We start from the raw sequence: 15,676 nt of genomic DNA on the forward strand, positions 1-15,676 counted from the left end.
CAGGAAGCGGTCAGCGGGACACGTTGTCGAGCAGGGCCGGCAGCAGCTCGGCGCTGCGCGCCAGACGCACGCCGCGGCGGCGCATGTCGTCGAGAAACGCGTCGTGCTGGGCCTGGAAGCCGGCGACCGGGCTCATGCAGTCGGTCAGAAGCACGACCCGTTCCAGGCGTTGGCTGGGGAGGTGCTCCACGACGTGTTCGGTGGTCGCCCGAACGCAGTGACTGCTCGCCTCGCCGGCGACCAGGATCAGGTCGGCACGGTCGAGCTGCTCGATCAGCGCCTGGTTGAGCTGGGTGTCGGGGTCGCTCTCGTCGGGCACCTCGGCTTGCACCGCGCTGTAGTGCTCGGTCCAGGGGTTGGTGCCCTTGACCACCTTCAGCACCGACTTCAAGTGCCGCTCCTCCCACTCGTTGTAGGCCGCGCGCACCTCGGCATGCACGTTGTGGCCCCAGCTGCCGATTTCGCAGTGCACGGGCCAGACCATCAGCGTATAGCGGCCGCGGGCTTCCAACTCGTCGAGGTAGCCCAGGCAACGGTCGAGTGCACGCCCGTCGCGCGGAGCGAACTCGCCGGCACGCACCTGTGGGGCGGTGATGGGGGTGAAGGGGAGCACCGCGCCCCCGTCGGCGCGTTGCCAGAAGCCCGGGTGGGCGATGTCGAGACGATGGTGCGAATCGAGCGTGATCGCGATGTCGGTGAGGCCGGCGCCGCCCTGACGGATCAGCTCGGCCACCCGCAGCATGTCGTCGTGTGCGCCCTGCACGGGCAAGGCCGGCGCGAGCCTGCTGCCCGACTTCGGGTCGGCCGGACGGTAGGACTCGGGCAGGTCGCAGAAGTCGTTCTGCGGGTCGATGAGCAGCAGCTGGATGTCTTTTTTCATGGTGCGCCTCCGCGTGATGACATGCATTTCACTATACCGGAGTTAGATGCAATACGCAACTAAGTGGTGGCGCATGAACCCGGTCGGTGTGTCGGATGAGCACCCGAAGGGACGTGGAACGCTGATAAGCTGCTTAGTTGTCGAACTGGTTTAAGAAAGCATGCGACGCCGCGAAGGAGACCCGATCATCTGCACCGTCGACGTGGTGCTGCTGACGCTGCGCGACGACAGCCTGTGCGTGTTGCTGCTCAAGCGTGACCGCGAGCCGTTCGCGGGTGCGCTGGCACTGCCGGGCGGCTATGTGCGGCCCGACGAAGACCAGGACGCTGCTGCAGCAGCGTCACGGGTGCTGCGTGAGAAGACCGGGCTCGTCAGCCCCTATCTGGAACAGCTCGCGACCTTCTCAGGGCCGGCGCGAGATCCGCGCGGCTGGTCGGTCTCGGTCGTCTATTTCGCCCTGGTGCCGTCCTCGATGCTGCAGGCCGACCCACCCGGCGTCGAGCTGCTGCCGGTGGCACGGCTGCCCCGGCTGCCGTTCGACCACGGCGAGATCGTGCGCGAAGCGGTGGCGCGCTTGCGCGCCAAGAGCCAGTACTCGTCGCTGCCGGTCTATCTGTGTCCGGAACGCTTCACGCTGCCGCAGTTGCAGGCCGTCTACGAGGCAGTGCTGGGCGAGCCGATCAACAAGGTCAGCTTCCGCCGCAAGATGGACGAGCTGGGGATGCTAGAGCCGATCCCCGGTGAGTTGGAGGTCGGGCGCGCGCACCGTCCGGCACAGCTTTACCGGCTGCGGCCCGAGTACCGGCATGCCTTGTCGATGGTCGACCGCGGCATCAACGCGCGAGGCTGAAGGAGCGGCGGCTGTACCGGTCAGGTTTCCGCATCGCGACCGCTGATCGCCGGGGTGGTCAAGAGGAAAGTGGGTACGCGCTTTTCGTCGCCGGTCGCGCTCGAACAGCTGAGATCGACGGTGCGGGCGAACGGGGGTTGCTGCGCTCTCACCGCGGGATGGACGCAGCGCCTTTGCGGCGCTGCGTACGGTGTCAGGTGCCAGCCCGTAGCAGACCACACTCGCCAGGCGACCATGTGCCCCATGCGTCGACGCCGGCAGTGATGTGTGGCCTGGGTCCAGGCGGGCGGCGGGAGCTTACCGTGAAACGATGTCGGAACGCGTAACCTAGATGTGAGCGTCGCTGCTGCGGTACAGCAGCCCCGTCACAGCGTGAAAAAGTCACGCTCTTGACGTCTCCGAGCTGCCCAGGAAGGCCCACCAGGCGGCCATGCCCAGGTGCTTTGCATCATCACGCCGGTGTGTCGCCGGCGTCTTCTAGGCCCTTGCGCATCAGCTCGGCCACCACGTCGTTCAAGCTCGTGCCCCGGCTTTCTGCCAGGCCGCGAACCTGCTGCACCAGGTCGGCAGGCAGCTTGACGGCAAACGGCACCAGACCTCGCGCCTGGTCGAGCCGACGCTGCTCGCGGCGGTCGTGCAGGGCACCCGCGCCGCTCGAAAAGCGGCCCGGAATGGTGGCCTGCTTCATCTGGCCCGCGATCTTCAGGCCCTTGTTCTTCTCGAGGTCGGTTTTCTTCATGGCTGGCTGTCGGTGTGGGAGGCGAGAGGGGATGACGAGGCGGCGAGCCCGGGTGAACCGTGTACGGCCGCCGGTGGCACCTGCCCTGGCGTGGTCGCGGTGCGCGCCCAACGGTGCACGGGTGCGATGCGCTGATTGTCCGGCAAGGTCACGCAGGCTGTCGTGGCAAGGGCATGCTGCCATGCAAGGCCGACGTGCATGCATCGGGATGTAGTGCTCTGCATCAGGTGATGGTCTCGAACTTCCTCATGCGCACGTGCTGGTGGCACTCGAGGAGGAGCGGCGGGGTGGAATGCCGAGTCGCTGTCAGACGATGCTGACATGCCCCTGGGCGTATGTCCGATAACTGCCCCCGCCGACGACCCCGATGATGCGGAGGCTTTCTCGGCCGCCGTCGCTCGCGTGAGGCAACGGTGTGATTCCAACTTCAAACGACAGGGTGTAGATACACATGAAAAAAATGTCCAAACTTGTGCTGGCCTTGACGGCCCCGATGTTCCTGCTGGCCGCGTGCGGCGGCGGCGGCAATTCGAGCGACGATGGCATCGACGATCGTGTTGGTGCATCCGAGCCGAAGATCCGCTTCGTGCATGCCGCCAACCTCGGCCCGAAGGTGACCTTGTTCCGCGACGGCAAGGCCGTGCCCGAAGCGACCGATGTCGACTACAAGTTCGCCACGTCCTATCTGAAGGTCGACACCGGCGACACCGACCTCGCCATCAAGACCGAGTCCGGTCAGCAAGGCGGCGAGACGATCCGCGTCGACGCCGACCGCGGCCACAAGTACACCTTCGTGGCACTGCCGAATGCATCCTTGCCCCCGGTCGACTTCGCGGTCATCGACGATCCCTACGACAAGCCCTTGCTGAGCGACCGCGCCCGGGTGCGGGTGCTCAACGCGGCTGCCAATGCCGGCGAGATCGACGTCTACCTGACGCGCGGTACCAACACCGACGTGACGACCGCCACCCCCCGCTTCCCCGCGATCGGATTCAAGCGGGCAAATCCTGCCTCGGGTGACGACTCCATCGAGCTGGATGACGGCACCTACCAGCTGCAGATCACGGCGGCCGGCACCAAGACCGTGATCTTCAACCAGACCGTCGACCTCGACGACAACGTCGACTGGCTGTTGACGGTGGTGCCGAGCGGCGGCTTGGGCTCGGTGGTGCCTGGCAGCGTCAAGGTGCTGCTGGTCAAGTCCGACGACAGCAACAACACGACCACCGAGATCACGAGCAAGTAAGCGCGCGACGTCCAGAACAGGCCGCCACCCTGCCGGGGCTGGCGGCCTTTTCCGTGCGCGCCGCACGCGGAGGCAGCCGAGCCGCGCTCAGGGCTCGAGGTCGAACTCTCGGGCCAGCAAGGCATAGGAACGGCGCCGCACCGCTGGCTCGTGCGCCCAGGTGTTGATCACCAGCTCGTGCAGCCCCAATCGAGCGGCCAGCGCCCGCAGCTTGGCGCCGACCTGCTCCGCGTTGCCGACAAAAGCGCGCTGACGCGTGGCTTCGACGGTCGGCAGCTCGTCTGCCGTGAAGCCGCGCTCGGCCACCGTCTGCGGTGCCTGCAAGGGGCCCAGCACACCCCTGCTGCGGTCCAGCCGCCAACGGTCACGGCTCAACGCGTGGAACTGCGCCTCTTCGTCGGTGTCGGCCACCAGCGCCCAGACGCAAATCGTCGCGACGGGCCTGGGGTGGCGCTCACTGGGCTGGTAGAGGGTCCGGTACAACTCCAGTGCCTGCTCCACGCCGAGGCCGTCCATGAAGAAGTAAGCGAATGCATAGGGTAGGCCGTACTGGGCCGCCAGACGGGCCCCGTAGTCGGAACTCCCGAGGACCCAGACCTCGGGCACGCGCGACGTGTCACCGGCAGGCATCGCAGGGCCGCGCGGATGCGCCACCACCCCGCGATGCTCGTGCCCCGCCAGCCACTGCTGCAGTTCCCGCACTTGCTCCGGGAAGTGATCGGCGGCGGTGTAGGCGTTCGGGTTGAGGGCGCGTGCGGTACGCATGTCGCCGCCCGGTGCGCGCCCCACGCCCAGATCGATGCGCCCCGGTGCAAGCGCCTCCAGCACGCGGAATTGCTCGGCCACCTTCAACGCGGAATAGTGCGGCAGCATCACGCCGGCACTGCCCAGTCGCATGCGCTCGGTGCGGGCGGCGAGGGCGGCCAGCAATACCTCGGGTGCCGAGCCGACGATGGTGGGCAGGCCATGGTGTTCGCTGAGCCAGAAGCGGTGGTAGCCGAGACCCTCGCAGCACACCGCGAGATCGAGCGTGTCACGGATGGCGGCATCTTCGCTGCTGCCCGCAAGCGAGATGGATTGATCCAGGACGGAGAGTTTCATCGCGGGATGTTGCGGCTGGCTGCCCGGCAAGTCGGGACGACGCCCGAGGGTATGCGATGGGGAGAGGGCGGGCACGATGGTCGGAATTGAGCGCCGATCAGGCTCGCGCCCGCTGCCGCCGTCGCGCCGAGGCCGCGGTGGCAGCTTGCACAGCGACAGCTCCACCGGGGAGCTGTGGTAACAGACGTGTACGAACGCCGTTTGCAGCGCATCGTTGTTGCGCTGCAGCACCGGTCGAGGAGGTTCGGTGCGCGACGCCGGTGTCGCATCTCACTCGGTCACGCGGCGACGCAACGATTTCACCTGGCCGCGCTGCACTTTGGTGTCGACGCGCTTGCGCTGGGAACTGCGGGTCGGCTTGGTCGGCCGGCGCGGCGGCGCCACCTCGGCAGCGGCGGCCACCAACTCGCGCAGCCGGGCCAGCGCGTCTTCACGGTTCTGTTCGAGGCTGCGAAAGCGCTGTGCCTTGATCACCACCACACCCTCGGCCGTGATGCGCTGATCACGCTGATCCAACAAGCGCTGCTTGACGTCCTCCGGCAGCGACGAGCCCCGGATGTCGAAGCGCAGATGCACCGCGTTCGACACCTTGTTGACGTTCTGCCCGCCGGCACCTTGCGCGCGGATCGCCGTGAACTCGACTTCGTCGTCGGGCGGGCCCAGGGGATGAGAGTAAGAGGCCATCGAGCCGCAGCATAGAGCACAGCCGCGACCGGCGGCGCCGTCACGCTGCTTACGGCGTGAAACGCTTGAGGGATGCGCACGCAGGCGCGCGGCCCTACCGTAGGGACGGGTGCCTGCGACGCACTGGACCGCCGGCTGGCGGCCCGCCACGCGGGACCGACCCTACCGTCTCACTCAGGGAGAACCTGCGCATGAAGCAACGCCAGGTTTTGTGTTGGCGACCGTGGACGCTCCTGTGCGCTCTGGCGCTGGTCACACCACCGCCGCCCAGCGACGCCGCGGCCGAGGTGCTGGTCGCCGCGGTCACCATCCCCACCGCCGCTGCCGCGCCCGGCCTCGCGACGCTCGAAGCCGCATTGCCTGCGACGGCCGCCCTGGTGGCGGGCGCCGCGGCCCAGCCCGATCTGCGCGCCTTCTACGACATCAAGTTGGCCGGCCTGCTCAGCCCCGGCCTCGGTGCGGGGCGGCGCGCCTCGCTCAGTTATGCCGCGGTGCTGGAATACCGGCCGGTCGCGTCGCTCGGTGGGGCGCCGGAGCCCGCTCATCCGCGGGACCAGGCCGGCGAGCCGTCGTGGGGCCGTAGCGCCATCGCCTGGCTGGCCCTCGTGGTCTACCTGGCTGCCAAGCGCCGCCGGCCCCTGACGCAGGTGCTGGGCACCTGAGCCCAGGCGCCAGCGCGAGGCACCGAGGCCCGCCGGGCACTGCTGGGTCACGGCGAGGGCGCCGCGCGGCTGGGGTGCGGGACCTCGATCTCCAACGCCGACGCCGGGTGGGCGACGCAGGGCAGGATGTAGCCCTCGCGCTTTTCGTCCGCGCTCAGTCCCGGCCATTCGATGCGATAGGTCACGTGCCCGCGGTGCATCTTGCAGATGCAAGCGCGGCAGGTGCCGTTGCGGCACGAACTGGGCAGCCGTATGCCTGCCGCCTGCGCCGACTGCAGCAAGGTCTGCGAGGCTGCAGCGGGGAACTGCCAGTGCGCCGGCAGGATCAGCACTGAATAGGGGGGTGGCGCCTCGCCCGCGTCCGTTGCCCTGTCGCCCGGAACGCCGTCCCCTGCGGGACACCGGACCTCGGCTGGCGGCGTCACCATCGGGTGGCCTTGCTTCGCCGACAGGGCCGGCTGCATCGCCTGGGTGTCGCGTCGCACCGTCGGTTGCAGGCCGCGACTGCAACCGGCCGTCCGAACGACGACAATCCTGCCCTCACGCATTCTTGATCGCTGATGAACTCCGTCATGTCCCGCTACCAGGTTCGACCCGCCACCCTTCGCGACGCCAAGGCGATCGCCGACGTCCACGTTTCGGCCTGGCAAGCCGCCTACAAGGGGCTGCTGCCCGACGACTACTTGAACGGCCTGTCGGTCGACAAGCGCGCCGCGTTCTGGCGCGAAGCCATCGACCTGTTCGAACCCCAGGTTCACGTCGCGACCGACGGCGACGCCATTGTCGGCTTTGTCGGCTTCGACCGCTCGCGCGATGCGGGCACGCCGTCGACCACCGGCGAGATCTGGGCGCTGTACGTCGCGCCGGCGCACTGGGGCAAGGGTGTCGGTCTGGCCCTGTGGGATGCCGCCCGCGACGGGCTGGAGGACGAGGGGTGCACCAAGGTGACGGTGTGGGTGCACCTGCGCAACGAGCGGGCCTTGCGCTTCCACGAATTGGCCGGTTTCAAGCGGGAAATGCCGTCGGCCAAAACCACCATGGTGGGCACCACCAAGCTGGAGGAAATCCGGCTGCAGCGGCCGCTCGGCTGAGGCCGCGGCCCCTGCGCGGCGCACCCGCGGCGGCGTCGCCACGCGAGCGCTCGCTCCCGCGGGCGGTCCGGCGGCGGGCTGAACCGGGACTTTCCCGATCGGGCCCACCCCTGTCAGGCGTTTTTCTACAAGCGGCCGCGCCGGCGGCCGACAGGCGCGACCGCGGTGCGCCTAGTGAAGCGGCGCCCGACCTTGCCTAGAGTCTGTCCATCGTTGACGCCTCATGCAGTACCGGAGACCGATGCCATGGAACAAGCCCTGACCGCCCACACCGAGTTGCCCCAGTTCGAGCTCCGCTTCCGTTCGCTGTTTCACCATGGACGGGGCCTTGCCTTTCCCTGCGACGAAGCCGGCCGGGTCCACCTCGATTCGCTGAGCGACCGTGCCCGCAACAACTATTTCTATGCCCGGGCGGTGATCGGCCGCGAATTCGCCGTGCCGGCCGTGGTGCTCAGCGCTGCCCACTGACGCTGCCGGCGGCTGGCGAGCCGGCGGCCCTGGCGCTCAGCGGCCGCGGCCGCGGCCCGCTTCTCTGCGAAAATCCCCGGTTCGGGGCGGCCGTTGCCGCCTCCACTCACGCGCCGACTACCAGGAGGAATTTCCAGATGGCCGCAAGCAGCCTGCTCGCCTTGATCGACGACATCGCCACCATCCTTGACGATGTGGCGGTCCTGACCAAGGTGGCAACCAAAAAGACGGCCGGTGTCCTCGGGGACGATCTGGCGCTGAATGCCCAGCAGGTGACGGGCGTCCACGCAGACCGTGAACTGCCGGTCGTGTGGGCAGTGGCCGTGGGCTCGCTGCGCAACAAGGCGATCCTGGTGCCGGCCGCCCTGGCCATCAGTGCCTTCATTCCGTGGGCGGTGACGCCCCTGCTGATGATCGGCGGCGCCTTTCTGTGTTTCGAGGGTTTCGAGAAGCTCGCGCATAAGTTCCTCCACAGCCGCGCGGAAGACGAGGCCCACCATGTCGAACTGGCGCAGGCGGTCGCCAACCCAGCGGTCGATCTGGTCGCCTTCGAGCAAGAGAAGATCAAGGGCGCAGTGCGGACCGACTTCATTCTCTCGGCCGAGATCATCGCCATCACCCTCGGCACCGTCGCCGCCCAGCCGTTCATGACGCAGGTGGCGGTGCTGGTCGGCATCGCGCTGATCATGACGGTCGGGGTCTATGGCCTGGTCGGGGGTATCGTCAAGCTCGATGATCTCGGTCTTTACCTGAGCCGCAAGGCGAGCGCGGCGGCGCGCGGGTTCGGGCGCGTGATCCTGAAGACCGCGCCTGTCCTGATGAAGGGGCTGTCAATCGCCGGTACCGCCGCGATGTTCCTGGTCGGCGGTGGCATCCTCACCCATGGCGTTCCGGCGCTCCACCACCTGATCGAGGGCTGGGCCCACGGCGCCGGGGCATTGCCGGGCATCGGGGTGATCGCGGGTGGCCTGCTGCCCATGCTGGCCGACGGCGTGGTCGGCATCGTGGCGGGGGCGGTGGCCCTGGCGTTGGTGACCCTGGTACAGCGGCTGCGGCCGGGGGCCAAAGGCAAGGCCGGTGCGGTCTGAGCGTCGCGGCGGCCGCGGGCTCCGTCTTGCTTCAAGGCAGACCTGATGGACACCTCGCTGCGGTATCTTGCCGGCTATCCTGACGCGCTGCTGCAGCAGGTGCGCCAGCTGATCGAACAGGGGCGGCTGGCCGACTCGCTGGCTCGCCGTTACCCTAACCGCCACGAGGTGCGCACCGACCGGGCCTTGTACGACTACGTGTCGGAGCTGAAGAGCCGCTTCCTGCGCGGCGCCGATCCCCTCAACAAGGTCTGCTACGACAACAAGTTGCACGTCATTCAACACGCGCTCGGCACCCATACCACGGTGTCGCGCGTGCAGGGCGGCAAGCTGAAGGCCAAGCGAGAGATCCGGGTCGCCAGCCTGTTCAAGGACACGCCGACCGAGTTCCTGCGCATGATCGTGGTTCACGAACTGGCCCATCTGAAGGAACGCGAGCACGACAAGGCGTTCTACCAGCTGTGCCAGCACATGGAGCCCGACTACCACCAGCTCGAATTCGACCTGCGGCTCTACTTGACGCTGCGCGACCTCGAAGCGCGCACTCGCTCACCGATGCCGGTGGCTCCCGACGCCGAGCGCTGAAGCGGTGCGTCGCGCCGGCGCCTGGCGGCGATCGCGACTCTTGAAAACAGGGAGACGCATCCCGAGATACGACGCCGAAGCAGATCAACGCTGCCTGCTGCGCCCGGCGTCGGTCGCCGCGCGCGCGGAGGCCGCCCATCGGAGTCTTCGCGATGAACGCAACACAACAAGCTGTACTGCCCGCCCGCCTGGCGACCGTCGTCTGGCTTGCGCGCCTTCTCGAACGTCTGGAGCGCAGCGAACAGCGTGTCTCCGCCGACCAGTACCGGGTGTTGGTGCAACGCCTTGCAGAGGCACTGCGCACCGCTGCAGCCGAGCCGGGGCTCGATGCAGTGCTCACCGCCTGCCCCGCCGCGGCCGAGTTGTACGAAAACCTCCAGTACGAGCACGCCGGCTTGTGCCGCTCACCCCTCGACTGGGCGCTTTCGGCCGAGCTACAGGCGCGCGATGCCATCAGCCACGTCGCGGGGCGCAGCGCGGGGCGTTCAGGGGGCGGGGTGGCCACAGCCGGTTGACGCGGGCGGCGCTGTGTCGCCTTTGCCGAGCAACAACGGCTCGTAGAGCGCCAGATCGGCAGCCGAAAAGCAGCAGAACAGCACCTGCTCGATGCCGACAAGGCTGGCCAATGTGCTCCGCACCGTTTCCACCGCCAGCGCTGCCGCCAGATCGGCGGGGTAGCCGTACACGCCGGTGCTGATGCACGGGAAGGCGATGCTGTGCACCCCTTCGCGGGCGGCCAACTGCAGCGCCTGCCGATAGCACGAGGACAACAGTTCCGGTTCGCCGTGCGTGCCGCCTCGCCATACCGGGCCGACCGTGTGGATCACGAAACGCGACGGCAATCGCCCGGCGCCGGTCAGCTTGGCTTCGCCGACCCGGCAGCCGCCCAGACGCCGGCATTCCTCCAGCAGCTGCGGGCCGGCCGCACGGTGGATGGCGCCGTCCACGCCGCCGCCGCCCAGCAAAGAGGTGTTGGCGGCATTGACGATGGCATCGACGTGCAGCGTCGTGATGTCGGCGCGCAGCGCGCGCATCGTGGCGCTCATCGCAGGACCTGTGTGCCACTGCATGCGAAGTGGCGGCGCGCAACGGGCCGCGCGCAAGCGGAGGGCCGCTGATTTTTGCAAGCTTGACTGCAGCGGCTCGGCAAGTGCTTCATGGCGATATCTCGTGAGGGACTGGTCCCTGCAGTCTAGTGCGCTGTTCCACGAGGAATGGCTGTGCGAGAGGGCCGCCGCCTGGGAGCAGGGTGGCCAGGAGGGTCGGCCAAGCCCGGGAACCGGACGTGCTCAAGGCCAGGAGTTGCACCACTCAGGGCCTCACTGCATGTCTGCATACCCACCCTTCGACGGCATCCGCAAGATCGCGGTGCTCGCCCCCGTCGCGCTGGGCGATTTCATCTTCACCCTGCCGGCGCTGCAATCACTCAAGCGCACCTACCCCGATGCGCAACTGGTGCTGCTCGCGCTGCCGTGGATCGAGCGTTTCCTCGCAGGGCGGCCGGGCCCGGTCGACCGCGTGATCGTCATTCCGCATCCGCGCGGCGTGCACGCGCCGCCGGACCAGCAGCCCGACGAGGCCACGCTCGATCGCTACTTCGAGTCCATGCAGCGCGAGGGCTTCGACCTGGCGCTGCAACTGTACGGCGGCGGGCGGCAGTCGAATGCCTTCCTGTTGCGGCTCGGAGCCCGCCACACCGCGGGCCGCCGCACCGGAGAAGCGCCGGCGCCCGCTCGCTGGCTGCCCTACCGCCACTACCAGCACGAGGTGGTGCGGCACCTCGAGACGGTGGCGCTGGTGGGCGCTGATGCCACCTATGTGCCGCCGCAGCTGTCGCTCATACCGCGCGACCGCGCTGAATTGCAGCAGGTCGGGCCCTTGCCCGGCGCGCGGTATGCGGTGATCCACCCGGGCGCCAGCGACCCGCGCCGGCGCTGGGACCCGGCGTCCTTCGCGGCCGTGGCGCGCGAACTTCAGGCCCGCGGCATCGGCATCGTGCTGACAGGTCAGCGCAGCGAGGCCGACGTGCTGGACCGTCTGGCCTCTTCGCTCGACCAGGCGCCGCTGGTGTTGTGCGACCGGCTGTCCACCGGGGCGCTGGCGGCCTTGCTCGCCGGGGCCTGCGTGCTGGTGTCGAACGACACCGGGCCGGCTCATCTCGCCCGGGCCGTCGACACGCCGACGGTGACGATTTACTGGGGGCCCAACGTCATCAATGCCGGGCCTTTGCACCAGGCGCGGCACCGGGCGGCCCTCTCCTGGCAGATGCGCTGCCCCGTCTGTGACCACGACTATGGCGATCCCTATCCCTATGTGGGACGCGATTGTGGGCACACGGTCTCACTGGTCGACCAGGTGCCGGTCGAGGAGGTGGTGGTGGGGGCGCTCGAGGTTTGTGGCGGGTAAGGCCGCCGGCGCCGGCGGGAGGGTCGAGGGGACGCGCTGCAGGCATGCCGATTGCGCAAAAGGTGAAGCGATTCACCTCTGAATAAAAAGGCAGTCCATCATGATGAGCTTCGAGCAGGCTGTGGCCTACATCGGCGCCACCGGCGCCAGCGCCTATTGCCATGTCCCCTGGCTGGACGGAGACGGGAAATGGATCGGCGTGCAGCGCTGCGTGCTCTGCGAAGCCGGCCCCGGCGACGCGGCCGAGGGCCTCGGCCTGATGTTGCGCGTGCGCCGCCTGCCGCTGTGCTCTGGACAGTGGGACACCGCAAGGCTGCAGGTCGACAGCACCTTGGCGTCGCTGTCGCCGGGCATGATGATGGAGCTGTACGGCATGGACCTGCTCCAGTTCCGCTACGCCGGCTGCGATCCGGTCGGCGATGTGACAGGCACTGTCCCCGGCGCCTGCGCCGGTGCTCGCTGGCCTGCCAGCGCGTCCAGCCGGCAATGGTGTGCCGGCATGTCCGAAGCGCACGCCTTGCATCTGTGCGAGCCTCACTTCAACGGCTCGGAGTGGCCCTACGCACCGCCGTCGCCGGCAGCGCAGGCGGCATGGGAGGCGAGTCACCGTCCGTCCGTCGAGCGGTCGTCTGCGTCCCACCACATTGCCGCGTCCTGAAGCCAGGGCGTAGTGCTTACGCTGCCGCTGTCGCCTGTGCCGGTGGCGTCTACCTGATCTCGCGCGGCCCGGTCCGCAAAGGGGGCCCTTCGGCGTGCATGGCGCTTGCAAGGTGAAGGTGGGCGCTTCGAGCAAGCGCCCGGGCCGACTTCACGGCACGCCGCCTCACCGCCGCGGCAGCGTGGGGCTGACGGAAGGCGGCCCGACTTCCACCTGCTTTCACACATCACAAACGGTCCAAGGACCGGCAAGGAGCATTTCGATGACCAAACGATCCATCGCACATCTCTCGCTGTCGCTGCTGATCGCCGCACTCAGCACCGCCGTCGCGGCGCAGTCCGGGGGCGCGGGTGGCAGCGCCGGCGGCGCGGGCGGCAGCACCAGTGGCAGCGGCGGCGCTGGCGGCAGCATGGGCGGCACCGGCGGCAGCGGCGGCACGAGCGGGGGCGGCGCAGGCAGCACCAGCGGCACCGGTTCATCCTCGATGCAAAGCGGTGGTTCGTCCGGCTCGGGGGCCGCAACCGGTACCCGAAGCGAGGACGAAAAGAAGCGCAATCGCTCCTCGTCCGGCAACCGCAGCGGTGCGGGCGCCGGCACCACGGGCGGCACTACCGGCGGCACCACCGGCGGCACCACCGGCGGCACCACCGGCGGTACGACGGGCGGTACGACGGGCGGCACCGGCTCGAGCCAGTAAAACCTCAGCACCGCCCGCGGACCCGGACAGCAGGGCCGGCCGCGGGCGGGCCGGTCGCGTCAGTTCAAGATCCTGCCGCTGGCCCCCACCACACTGATCTCGACATAGTTGGACCCGGCATTGCTGCCGTTGGCGAAATGAACGCGGTAACCGCCGAGGTCGAACGGCGCCGCGCGCAGGGCGGTCATCAAACGCTCACGCGTCAGGTTGCGACCGGCACGTTCTAGCGCCTCCGTGACCAGCCGGGCATTCAGGTAGCCCTCGAGCCCGTAGTAGGAGAACTGCACCTGCTTGGCGTATTGCGTGAGCACCTTCTTGTACTCGCGCACGACTTCCAGACGGTCGCCCCAAGGCCGCGGGATGACCTGCGACACCTGCACGCCACGCGTCTGCTCGGCACCGAGCTCGGCGATCAGTTGGTCGGTGCCCACCGGTGACAACGCGACGAAAAACGGCGAGGCCCCGGCCGCGCGCATCTGCTTGATGAAGTTCGCCGTCGGGCGGTAGAGCGTGACCAGCACGACCGCCTGGGCATCGGCCTTGGCGATCACGGCGACCGCTGCCGAGACGTCGACGGCGTTGCGCGGCACCGCGGCGGTGGCCACCGGCGCCAGCTGATGGGCCTCGAGCGCACGCTTGACCCCTTGCAGGCCGGCTTCGCCGAAGCCGTCGTCCTGGTACAGCACCGCGACCCGCCGGATGCCCACCGTGACGAGGTTCTTGATGATGGCCGCGGTCTCGTCCCCGTAGCTTGCGCGCAAGTGGAAGATGTGGCGCAGCGACGGCTTGCGCAAGACTTCGGCGCCGCTGATGGTGCCGATCAGCGGCACCCCGGCCGCCTCGATCACCGGCAGCACCGCGGCAGTCGGCGAGGTGCCGTAAAAGCCGAGCAGCGCGAACACCTTCTCGCGTTCGATCAGCTGACGGGTGTTGGCGACGGCCGGTTCGGTTTCGTAGCCATCGTCCAGTGCGACCAGTTCCAGCCGGCGCCCGTGCACGCCGCCGCGTCCGTTGACATTGGCAAGATGCGCTTCGATGCCTTCCTTCATGGCACGGCCGTAAGCGCCGTTCGGCCCCGACAGCGGGCCCGACATCCCCAGCTTGACGAGGTTGTCGGACACGCCGTTCTCGGCGGCCAGGACCGTGGCCGGCACCAGGGTCAGGGCAGCCTGCAGCACGCGTCTGCGCCTCCAGAGGCTCAGGTTCATTCCCATGTGTGGTTCTCGTTGTGGTGGAGTGGTCGACCCTCACGGGTCGTTCGCGGCATTGTCCGCAGGGCCACCGCAACACCTTTGCAAGATGTTTCTCGGGCGCGCGACGACAACCGCCGCCCCGGCACGGGCTGCGGCGGTGCGGTGGACGGGGAGCGTCAGCGCTGCCGGGCGACGCTCATTCGCCGGGGTAACGCAAGCCGATCTGGGCCCGCATGCTGTCGAGCCAGCCCATCAACGCGACACTTTCGTCGAGCGGCATGACCCGGCTTTCGAGCCACCCCTGCTGCAAACAGCGGTGCACTTCTGCGACCTGGTGCGCGTAGCCCATGCCGCGGCGTGGCAGATGCCGCTCGACCGGCGCCTGCCCCGGCTTGACGAGGGTGAGGTGTTCAGAGTGGAAGAAGGGCGCTTGCAGGTCGATGCGCCCGGCGGTGCCGTAGACCGTGGCCTGGCAGGGCGTCGGGGTGCGCAGGGAGCACAGGCCCTGGCTCAGCCCACCGCGCGCATGACGCAGGTTGAACAGCGTGTGCACGTCGACGCCGGTGGTGCCGAGCTGGGCCACCGCTTGAGCCGCCGAGACGGGCCCGAGGAAATAGCTGGCGAGCGCCAGCGGGTAGACGCCGAGGTCGAGCAGGGCGCCGCCGCCGAGGGCCGGGTTGAACACCCGATGCTTAGGGGGCAGGGTCGAGGCGACGCCGAAGTCCGCCTGCACCGACACCACCTCACCGATCTCTCCGGCGTCCACCAGCCGTTTGGCTTCGGCCACCGCGGGGATGAAGCGGGTCCACATGGCTTCCATCATGAACAGGCCGCGCTCGCGTGCCAGCGCCACCAGCCCGACGGCCTCGTTCCGGTTCAGCGTGAACGGCTTCTCGCACAGCACCGGCTTGCCGGCGGTCAGCGCAAGGCGCGCGGCGGCGGCGTGTTCAGAGTGAGGGGTGCCGATGTAGACGACATCGACCTGCGGGTCGTCGACCAGAGACTGGTAGCGCGCGTGGACGCGCACGTCGGGGTGCGCGAGCGCGTGCGGCTCGACGAAGGCCTGCGCCCGTTCCAGGTCGCGCGAGCCGACCGCGGCCAGCCGCGCGTCGGGCACCAAGGCCAGCGCCTTGGCCATTTCGCTGCAGATATAGCCGGTGCCCAGCAGGCCCCACCGTACGGGTCGTCGCGTCTGTGCCATCTGTGTTCCTGGTCTCGCCAACACCGCCAGGCCGACCTGGTGGGCAGGTCGGGCGAGGGCGGGTGGCGCCGCGGATCATAGGGCGCGAGGCGCGTGTGCGGGCCGGGCGGCCCGCAGGATGGCAATC

At 68.7% G+C, this 15,676-nt stretch carries 19 protein-coding genes; 11 read left to right on the plus strand and 8 right to left on the minus strand.

All coding sequences use genetic code 11. The annotated features are described in order from the left end of the window. Positions 1 to 10: 10 nt before the first annotated feature. On the minus strand, positions 11 to 880 hold the full coding sequence (locus AAW51_RS07600; protein WP_047194121.1) for a cysteine hydrolase family protein: 870 nt from the start codon (positions 878 to 880) through the stop codon (positions 11 to 13). Between the two features lie 160 nt (positions 881 to 1,040). On the opposite strand from AAW51_RS07600, the gene AAW51_RS07605 reads away from it, so the two are divergent. Continuing rightward, a complete protein-coding gene (locus tag AAW51_RS07605; protein ID WP_047194122.1) occupies positions 1,041 to 1,730 on the plus strand; it encodes an NUDIX hydrolase in 690 nt (229 codons plus the stop codon). Positions 1,731 to 2,181: 451 nt separating this feature from the next. Here the strand turns inward: AAW51_RS07605 and AAW51_RS07610 are convergent, their stop codons facing one another. Next, positions 2,182 to 2,469: a hypothetical protein gene (locus AAW51_RS07610; protein WP_047194123.1), complete on the minus strand. Its 288-nt coding sequence runs from the start codon at positions 2,467 to 2,469 to the stop codon at positions 2,182 to 2,184. 460 nt (positions 2,470 to 2,929) lie between these two features. Between AAW51_RS07610 and AAW51_RS07615 the strand changes: the two genes are divergently transcribed. After that, positions 2,930 to 3,715: a DUF4397 domain-containing protein gene (locus AAW51_RS07615; RefSeq protein ID WP_238947789.1), complete on the plus strand. Its 786-nt coding sequence runs from the start codon at positions 2,930 to 2,932 to the stop codon at positions 3,713 to 3,715. Positions 3,716 to 3,802: 87 nt separating this feature from the next. Here the strand turns inward: AAW51_RS07615 and AAW51_RS07620 are convergent, their stop codons facing one another. Together AAW51_RS07620 and arfB are read right to left on the minus strand one after the other, a co-directional pair. Further along, a complete protein-coding gene (locus AAW51_RS07620; RefSeq protein ID WP_047197547.1) occupies positions 3,803 to 4,816 on the minus strand; it encodes an LLM class flavin-dependent oxidoreductase in 1,014 nt (337 codons plus the stop codon). Positions 4,817 to 5,086: 270 nt separating this feature from the next. Beyond that, entirely contained in the window at positions 5,087 to 5,500 is a 414-nt protein-coding gene (gene arfB / locus AAW51_RS07625) for an alternative ribosome rescue aminoacyl-tRNA hydrolase ArfB (RefSeq protein ID WP_047194125.1), read from the minus strand. A 191-nt stretch (positions 5,501 to 5,691) separates the two neighbouring features. Between arfB and AAW51_RS07630 the strand changes: the two genes are divergently transcribed. Beyond that, positions 5,692 to 6,162: a hypothetical protein gene (locus AAW51_RS07630; protein WP_047194126.1), complete on the plus strand. Its 471-nt coding sequence runs from the start codon at positions 5,692 to 5,694 to the stop codon at positions 6,160 to 6,162. A gap of 47 nt (positions 6,163 to 6,209) precedes the next feature. On the opposite strand, the gene AAW51_RS07635 is transcribed toward AAW51_RS07630, so the two are convergent. Beyond that, positions 6,210 to 6,494 (minus strand): 2Fe-2S iron-sulfur cluster-binding protein, encoded by a 285-nt coding sequence (locus tag AAW51_RS07635; protein WP_047194127.1) that lies wholly within the window; start codon positions 6,492 to 6,494, stop codon positions 6,210 to 6,212. A gap of 240 nt (positions 6,495 to 6,734) precedes the next feature. Between AAW51_RS07635 and AAW51_RS07640 the strand changes: the two genes are divergently transcribed. The 5 genes from AAW51_RS07640 (at position 6,735) to AAW51_RS07660 (ending at position 9,909) form a co-directional block, all read left to right on the plus strand. After that, a complete protein-coding gene (locus AAW51_RS07640) occupies positions 6,735 to 7,253 on the plus strand; it encodes a GNAT family N-acetyltransferase (protein WP_047194128.1) in 519 nt (172 codons plus the stop codon). 246 nt (positions 7,254 to 7,499) lie between these two features. Beyond that, entirely contained in the window at positions 7,500 to 7,721 is a 222-nt protein-coding gene (locus tag AAW51_RS07645) for a hypothetical protein (protein WP_047194129.1), read from the plus strand. Positions 7,722 to 7,858: 137 nt separating this feature from the next. After that, positions 7,859 to 8,809 (plus strand): DUF808 domain-containing protein, encoded by a 951-nt coding sequence (locus AAW51_RS07650; protein ID WP_047194130.1) that lies wholly within the window; start codon positions 7,859 to 7,861, stop codon positions 8,807 to 8,809. 45 nt (positions 8,810 to 8,854) lie between these two features. Then, complete coding sequence (locus tag AAW51_RS07655; protein ID WP_047194131.1) at positions 8,855 to 9,394, plus strand: M48 metallopeptidase family protein; 540 nt, start codon at positions 8,855 to 8,857, stop codon at positions 9,392 to 9,394. A 152-nt stretch (positions 9,395 to 9,546) separates the two neighbouring features. Beyond that, positions 9,547 to 9,909, plus strand: a complete 363-nt coding sequence (locus AAW51_RS07660) for a hypothetical protein (protein ID WP_047194132.1) — start codon at positions 9,547 to 9,549, stop codon at positions 9,907 to 9,909. On the opposite strand, the gene AAW51_RS07665 is transcribed toward AAW51_RS07660, so the two are convergent. Further along, positions 9,880 to 10,440: an O-acetyl-ADP-ribose deacetylase gene (locus AAW51_RS07665; RefSeq protein WP_047194133.1), complete on the minus strand. Its 561-nt coding sequence runs from the start codon at positions 10,438 to 10,440 to the stop codon at positions 9,880 to 9,882. The genes AAW51_RS07660 and AAW51_RS07665 overlap by 30 nt on opposite strands. 280 nt (positions 10,441 to 10,720) lie before the next feature. On the opposite strand from AAW51_RS07665, the gene AAW51_RS07670 reads away from it, so the two are divergent. The 3 genes from AAW51_RS07670 to AAW51_RS07680 all read left to right on the plus strand — a co-directional run bounded on the left by AAW51_RS07670 (position 10,721) and on the right by AAW51_RS07680 (position 13,155). After that, entirely contained in the window at positions 10,721 to 11,800 is a 1,080-nt protein-coding gene (locus AAW51_RS07670) for a glycosyltransferase family 9 protein (RefSeq protein WP_047194134.1), read from the plus strand. A gap of 100 nt (positions 11,801 to 11,900) precedes the next feature. Then, positions 11,901 to 12,458 carry a hypothetical protein gene (locus AAW51_RS07675; protein ID WP_047194135.1) on the plus strand — a complete coding sequence of 186 codons (558 nt, stop codon included), beginning with the start codon at positions 11,901 to 11,903 and terminating at the stop codon, positions 12,456 to 12,458. Positions 12,459 to 12,720: 262 nt separating this feature from the next. Beyond that, entirely contained in the window at positions 12,721 to 13,155 is a 435-nt protein-coding gene (locus AAW51_RS07680) for a hypothetical protein (protein WP_053013417.1), read from the plus strand. Positions 13,156 to 13,214: 59 nt separating this feature from the next. On the opposite strand, the gene AAW51_RS07685 is transcribed toward AAW51_RS07680, so the two are convergent. Next, positions 13,215 to 14,369 carry an ABC transporter substrate-binding protein gene (locus tag AAW51_RS07685; RefSeq protein ID WP_157359662.1) on the minus strand — a complete coding sequence of 385 codons (1,155 nt, stop codon included), beginning with the start codon at positions 14,367 to 14,369 and terminating at the stop codon, positions 13,215 to 13,217. 175 nt (positions 14,370 to 14,544) lie between these two features. Continuing rightward, positions 14,545 to 15,549, minus strand: coding sequence for a Gfo/Idh/MocA family protein (locus AAW51_RS07690; protein WP_047194137.1), 1,005 nt, complete (start codon positions 15,547 to 15,549; stop codon positions 14,545 to 14,547). Between the last annotated feature and the right edge of the window lie 127 nt (positions 15,550 to 15,676).

Source organism: Caldimonas brevitalea (assembly GCF_001017435.1).
Classification (GTDB): domain Bacteria; phylum Pseudomonadota; class Gammaproteobacteria; order Burkholderiales; family Burkholderiaceae_C; genus Caldimonas; species Caldimonas brevitalea.

What these genes read in the sequence shown, in the direction of transcription:
- AAW51_RS07670 (WP_047194134.1), top strand. Translation starts at nt 10,721, where the DNA reads ATGTCTGCATACCCACCCTTCGACGGCATCCGCAAGATCGCGGTGCTC.
- AAW51_RS07675 (WP_047194135.1), top strand. Translation starts at nt 11,901, where the DNA reads ATGATGAGCTTCGAGCAGGCTGTGGCCTACATCGGCGCCACCGGCGCC.
- AAW51_RS07655 (WP_047194131.1), top strand. Translation starts at nt 8,855, where the DNA reads ATGGACACCTCGCTGCGGTATCTTGCCGGCTATCCTGACGCGCTGCTG.
- AAW51_RS07690 (WP_047194137.1), bottom strand. Translation starts at nt 15,549, where the DNA reads ATGGCACAGACGCGACGACCCGTACGGTGGGGCCTGCTGGGCACCGGC.
- AAW51_RS07610 (WP_047194123.1), bottom strand. Translation starts at nt 2,469, where the DNA reads ATGAAGAAAACCGACCTCGAGAAGAACAAGGGCCTGAAGATCGCGGGC.
- arfB (WP_047194125.1), bottom strand. Translation starts at nt 5,500, where the DNA reads ATGGCCTCTTACTCTCATCCCCTGGGCCCGCCCGACGACGAAGTCGAG.
- AAW51_RS07660 (WP_047194132.1), top strand. Translation starts at nt 9,547, where the DNA reads ATGAACGCAACACAACAAGCTGTACTGCCCGCCCGCCTGGCGACCGTC.
- AAW51_RS07605 (WP_047194122.1), top strand. Translation starts at nt 1,041, where the DNA reads ATGCGACGCCGCGAAGGAGACCCGATCATCTGCACCGTCGACGTGGTG.
- AAW51_RS07650 (WP_047194130.1), top strand. Translation starts at nt 7,859, where the DNA reads ATGGCCGCAAGCAGCCTGCTCGCCTTGATCGACGACATCGCCACCATC.
- AAW51_RS07630 (WP_047194126.1), top strand. Translation starts at nt 5,692, where the DNA reads ATGAAGCAACGCCAGGTTTTGTGTTGGCGACCGTGGACGCTCCTGTGC.
- AAW51_RS07620 (WP_047197547.1), bottom strand. Translation starts at nt 4,816, where the DNA reads ATGAAACTCTCCGTCCTGGATCAATCCATCTCGCTTGCGGGCAGCAGC.
- AAW51_RS07680 (WP_053013417.1), top strand. Translation starts at nt 12,721, where the DNA reads ATGACCAAACGATCCATCGCACATCTCTCGCTGTCGCTGCTGATCGCC.
- AAW51_RS07600 (WP_047194121.1), bottom strand. Translation starts at nt 880, where the DNA reads ATGAAAAAAGACATCCAGCTGCTGCTCATCGACCCGCAGAACGACTTC.
- AAW51_RS07685 (WP_157359662.1), bottom strand. Translation starts at nt 14,369, where the DNA reads ATGGGAATGAACCTGAGCCTCTGGAGGCGCAGACGCGTGCTGCAGGCT.
- AAW51_RS07640 (WP_047194128.1), top strand. Translation starts at nt 6,735, where the DNA reads ATGTCCCGCTACCAGGTTCGACCCGCCACCCTTCGCGACGCCAAGGCG.
- AAW51_RS07645 (WP_047194129.1), top strand. Translation starts at nt 7,500, where the DNA reads ATGGAACAAGCCCTGACCGCCCACACCGAGTTGCCCCAGTTCGAGCTC.
- AAW51_RS07615 (WP_238947789.1), top strand. Translation starts at nt 2,930, where the DNA reads ATGTCCAAACTTGTGCTGGCCTTGACGGCCCCGATGTTCCTGCTGGCC.
- AAW51_RS07665 (WP_047194133.1), bottom strand. Translation starts at nt 10,440, where the DNA reads ATGAGCGCCACGATGCGCGCGCTGCGCGCCGACATCACGACGCTGCAC.